We start from the raw sequence: 4,445 nt of genomic DNA on the forward strand, positions 1-4,445 counted from the left end.
GAGTTATTTCATCAATGTTTCTAAAAACTAAATTTATATCAAACTTTCCTTTTTAAGTTTTTTTAATATTTTACTATGAATATCTTCTATACTTTTTAAGTTATTATTTTTGTCTTGACATTTAATATTTAGCCATGATTTTTTAGCTGACATTTTTTTGAATATATCATAAACATCTAACAAGTAAGAATTGTCACTTTCATGTAAATCTTTTTTCTTATCGGTATAATTTCTTGCATCCTTTTTTGAAACCAAGTTATCCGATATATTTGGATTCATATCCATAAAAAACACTATGTTAGGTTTCGGCAGACCATAGACATTATATTCAAGTTGATTAATCCATTTTTTTAATTTTTTTTGTTTGTTTTCATCTTTATATTTTGCTGTTTGATGAGCAATATTTGATGGAACATATCTGTCGCATATTATTAAGTATCCATCTTTTAACTTTTGCAATATTAGTTCTTTTTTTTCAAATCTATCTCCGGCATATAACATTGCAGATAATTTTGGGTGCACATCATTGAGTCCACCGAACTCCCCATTTAAATAATTTCCAACCTCTTTTCCAAAAAATGTCTCACTATAAAATGGAAATTCTAGCAATATCACTTTATAATTTAATTCTTTTAAATGTTGATACAGTTTTTTTGATTGCGTCCCTTTCCCACTTCCGTCAATTCCCTCAAATACAATTATTTTACCACGCATATGTTTTCCTTTAATTTTTTATTGGTGTTTGTACAATAGAATGTAATTTAACATTTTCTTTTGCTAGTCTTTCATCTGCCTGCTTGCCTTGAGGTGCAAAAACTACAAGACAATCTGTTACTTCAAATCCATATTTTTTCAGATCTTTAATAATATTAATGACTTTTCTTCCTCCAGTAGTGCTATCATCAATAATTAATGCTTTTTTTAATTTTTTGTTTTCTAAACAACCGAAATCAAATTTAGAAGAGGCATCATCACCTTTTTTTAACCTAAATTTTTCTTCTTCCGAATGAAGCACAAATGGCACTTCTAAAAGATTGGCAAACTCATACCCTAAAATAGGGCTTCCCAATTTTGAAGTAACAATAAAATCAAATTCTAATTTAAGAGTCTCTTTGTAGGTATTTAATTCCCTTGCAAAATCTGTTGCATTTCTCTTAAATGTTGTAGCACCCATTAAATCTATATATTCTGGATAGATATGTCCATTCTGACTTTTACCTATTTCTACTTCTTTGTTAATTGTTATTTTTTTCAATTTACCTTCTATTCTTGCAGATAAATCTTGTGTTTGACATTTATTGATAATTTTTCTTTTTTCTCTAACATCAAAGCCAAGTTCATTCAATACATCTATCGTTGCTCCTAATCTATTTTTATTTATAAATCTTGAAATTGTTAAAGGCAAAAATCCAACAGATTCCAGTATAAAAACAATTGTGGAAAGGCCTAATATAGTAAGTATAACTTTAGTTTCTCCAAAATAATATAGACTTGCTATGACAATTAAAATTACAAATATAACCATTAATTTGCTATTCATTTTTTTATTCCTTGCTTTATTGGTTCTATACTGTATCTGTAAGTTTTACAATACAATGAAAGTTCTTTGACTATAGAATTATAATCGTTATTTTTATTTTCATAATAAAGTTTACCTTCTGAAATTGGAGCAAGAACTCCTTCTTCTGTAGTAAATAACTCGCCCACAATTGCATCAATATTGTACTGTTCTATTATTTGAATATATAAATCTATATCTGTAATTGTGATGTTTTCTAAAACAGGTTTTATATATAAGTACATTGGTATATTATATTTTGCTTGTATTTTAAAGCTATCAAATCTTAACCAAGGATTTATAGTTCCTTTTTCATATTTTTGAAATTGTGTAATTGTTGATGAACTTATAAAAATAGATAAATGATTAGGATATTTCATTTGATTCAAATTAATTTTACAAAAATCATCTTCGCTTATATATTTTTTTGTTGCAAGCTGAATGGGGTTTTGATATTCAAGTAGTATATTTATAAGATTTACAGTGTCTTCTTTGTTTATTTCATCCCAACATTCAGAATAACATCCAAGAGATAAAATTGTTCCATCTTTTCCTTTTTGAAAACTAGTGTTATCGTTAAGCATTTCTAATAATTTTTTAGTTTGAATTATATTATTTGGTGTTTTTCCCAAGGTCAAATCTAAACTTGGTAGATAACAGTAGCTACATTTTGAATTACATCCAAGATTAGTATTTAAAAACAGTCTTTCTCTGTTGCCATATAAATAATTATTTATCATTGATGTATAAATCTAATAAGCAAATTATAATAGAAGATAATTTTAATTATTTTTATCTGCGTACTTTTGCCTGCCGTGTCAATTCCCTCTATTGCAATGTACATGATTTCATATTTCCTATGATATTTTGAACCTCTTTTGGCAGGAGATGTTCTGTTTTTGCATTAAATTTCAGAAGATTTCTCACAATTGAAGAGCTAATAAATGCATGTTGTAGTTTTGGCATAAGGTAGACGGTCTCTATAGTGTCGTCAAGTGAATTGTTTAGATATCCAAGCTGGAGTTCATATTCAAAGTCACTTACCGCACGTAGACCGCGTATTAGAACGGTTGCATCGTAGGTGCGTGCAAGTTCGACAGTTAGGTTATCAAAACCAACTACTATGACATTCTCCATGCCTTTTACCGACTCTTTAACCATGTCAATTCTTTGTTCTAGCGTGAACATAGGCTTTTTGTCCTCTGAGAGAGCCACTGCGATGATGAGCTTGTCAAAAAGGACAAGAGTCCTCTCTATGATGTCGAAATGTCCGTTTGTAATCGGGTCGAAAGTTCCCGGATAGATTGCTATTTTTTTCACTACTCCCACCTTTTATAAAGACTATTTTCAATGCCTAGAAGATCAAACCACTTCCCTATAAGAAAGTTTTCCATCTCATCAAGCGTCTGCTGCTCCGAGTAGTACGCCATAACCGGAGGCGCTATAATGACGCCAAGAGTTGCTAGTTTGTGCATATTTTCTAAAGCTATTGCAGAAAAGGGCATCTCGCGTGGAGCGAGGATGAGCTTTTTATGCTCTTTTATCATAACACTTGCACATCTAGTTACCAAGTTGTCGGCAATGCCGCAAGCTATCTTTGCAAGCGTGTTCATGCTGCATGGCGCGATAATCATGGCATCTACCCCGAAAGATCCAGATGATATACTGGCAGATATATCGCTGTTGTCATGAATGGTTGCACCCATCTCTTTGTCTAAAACCACTTCGGAGTTTTTCGTCATGATGAAATGCTTCTCTATCTCTTTTGGGAGCAGGTCTACTATCTTTAAGCCAAGATTTACTCCGCTCGCTCCGCTTGTTGCTACTACTATTTTACGTTTTTTCACTCTAACTCCGCCCTGTTATTGCCTGTAACTCTTACTTTTAAAATTTTTCCGTTGCTGTTTTGGACTTTTATTATATCATTTACTTTAGCGTCTTGAAGTGCTTTTGCGCTAAATGTTATGACCATACCCTCTTTAAACATAGTGACGTTTATCATAGCATCTCTTCTTACCACATCAAACAACTCCACGTCACTGTGGGTGATGACTCTGCCCTTTGGTATGTGTCGTTTTGCCTGCAGCTGTGTGTTGTCAATGTTTTGAAGCGGCTTTGCTCTAAACCTCTCTAAGAGAACTTTTTTTTGCATGTAGTGCAGAGGCGTTATTTTTGTATCTTTTTTTATGATTTCTCTGCTCTCATAGACACTAACGTACGCTTTTATGTAGTAGTTGAAAAAGTACTTCATATTTTGTGGAGTTTTAATGCTTATGGTGCCGTTTTTGAAGAGATAATCCCGCTCTCTAATCTCCACGACATACTCATCAGGAAGAGTCTGCATGTAGGCTCTTGGCTCTACGACAACATCTTCTATCTCTATGGCATCATACTTTTTCTCGTAGTACTCCCGCACCCTCTTTTTTATCAAAGATGTATCGATTGGGCTTTTTAAAACAAAGTTGACGTAGCTGCTTTTGTGCTCGTAGTTTTTATAGCCGTTTTTATGAAGCAACTCTACCAAATCTTTGCTTTTTATCTTTGCCAAGTAATCACTCTCAGCAATACTTAAGATGTGAAAACTCCCTTTTTCATCCTGAGTAACAACCGAAGAGTTCACCTCTCTACTCTCAACATAGTAAACACCCTCAAGTTCGATGTTTGCATGGAGGTTGAAGCTGATGAAAAAAAAGATAAAAAGTTTAAATAACATAAATAGACCGACCAGAAATTTTTTGGTATTCTAACATAAATAGAGTTCTATCCGTTATCCTAATCGCCTCCCAAGTCATCCTTAGTGCCTTCCCAGTCATCCTGTGCGCCCATTCTCGTCATCCTGAGCGTCCCTTCTCGTCATCCTGAGCAAAGCGAAGGATCTCCCTTGAAC

Annotated in this window: 6 protein-coding genes; all 6 read right to left on the reverse strand. The window is 32.9% G+C overall.

Annotated features, from left to right (window positions below):
* Positions 1-33: 33 nt before the first annotated feature.
* Positions 34-714: a dTMP kinase gene (tmk, locus tag RQ763_RS09865; protein ID WP_314152725.1), complete on the reverse strand. Its 681-nt coding sequence runs from the start codon at positions 712-714 to the stop codon at positions 34-36.
* Positions 715-724: 10 nt separating this feature from the next.
* Positions 725-1,540: a phosphoribosyltransferase gene (locus RQ763_RS09870; protein ID WP_314152726.1), complete on the reverse strand. Its 816-nt coding sequence runs from the start codon at positions 1,538-1,540 to the stop codon at positions 725-727.
* Positions 1,537-2,190, reverse strand: a complete 654-nt coding sequence (locus RQ763_RS09875) for a hypothetical protein (protein WP_314152727.1) — start codon at positions 2,188-2,190, stop codon at positions 1,537-1,539. Before RQ763_RS09875 ends, RQ763_RS09870 begins: the two co-directional genes overlap by 4 nt.
* A gap of 196 nt (positions 2,191-2,386) precedes the next feature.
* The gene (gene coaD / locus RQ763_RS09880; protein ID WP_314152729.1) at positions 2,387-2,878 is read right to left on the reverse strand and encodes a pantetheine-phosphate adenylyltransferase; all 492 of its coding nucleotides are present in this window, start codon (positions 2,876-2,878) and stop codon (positions 2,387-2,389) included.
* The gene (locus RQ763_RS09885) at positions 2,878-3,405 is read right to left on the reverse strand and encodes a UbiX family flavin prenyltransferase (protein ID WP_314152731.1); all 528 of its coding nucleotides are present in this window, start codon (positions 3,403-3,405) and stop codon (positions 2,878-2,880) included. Before RQ763_RS09885 ends, coaD begins: the two co-directional genes overlap by 1 nt.
* Positions 3,402-4,271 carry a flagellar basal body P-ring formation chaperone FlgA gene (flgA, locus tag RQ763_RS09890; protein ID WP_314152732.1) on the reverse strand — a complete coding sequence of 290 codons (870 nt, stop codon included), beginning with the start codon at positions 4,269-4,271 and terminating at the stop codon, positions 3,402-3,404. The genes RQ763_RS09885 and flgA overlap by 4 nt, the downstream gene beginning before the upstream one ends.
* Between the last annotated feature and the right edge of the window lie 174 nt (positions 4,272-4,445).

Source organism: Sulfurimonas sp., from assembly GCF_032250635.1.
Lineage (GTDB): Bacteria > Campylobacterota > Campylobacteria > Campylobacterales > Sulfurimonadaceae > Sulfurimonas.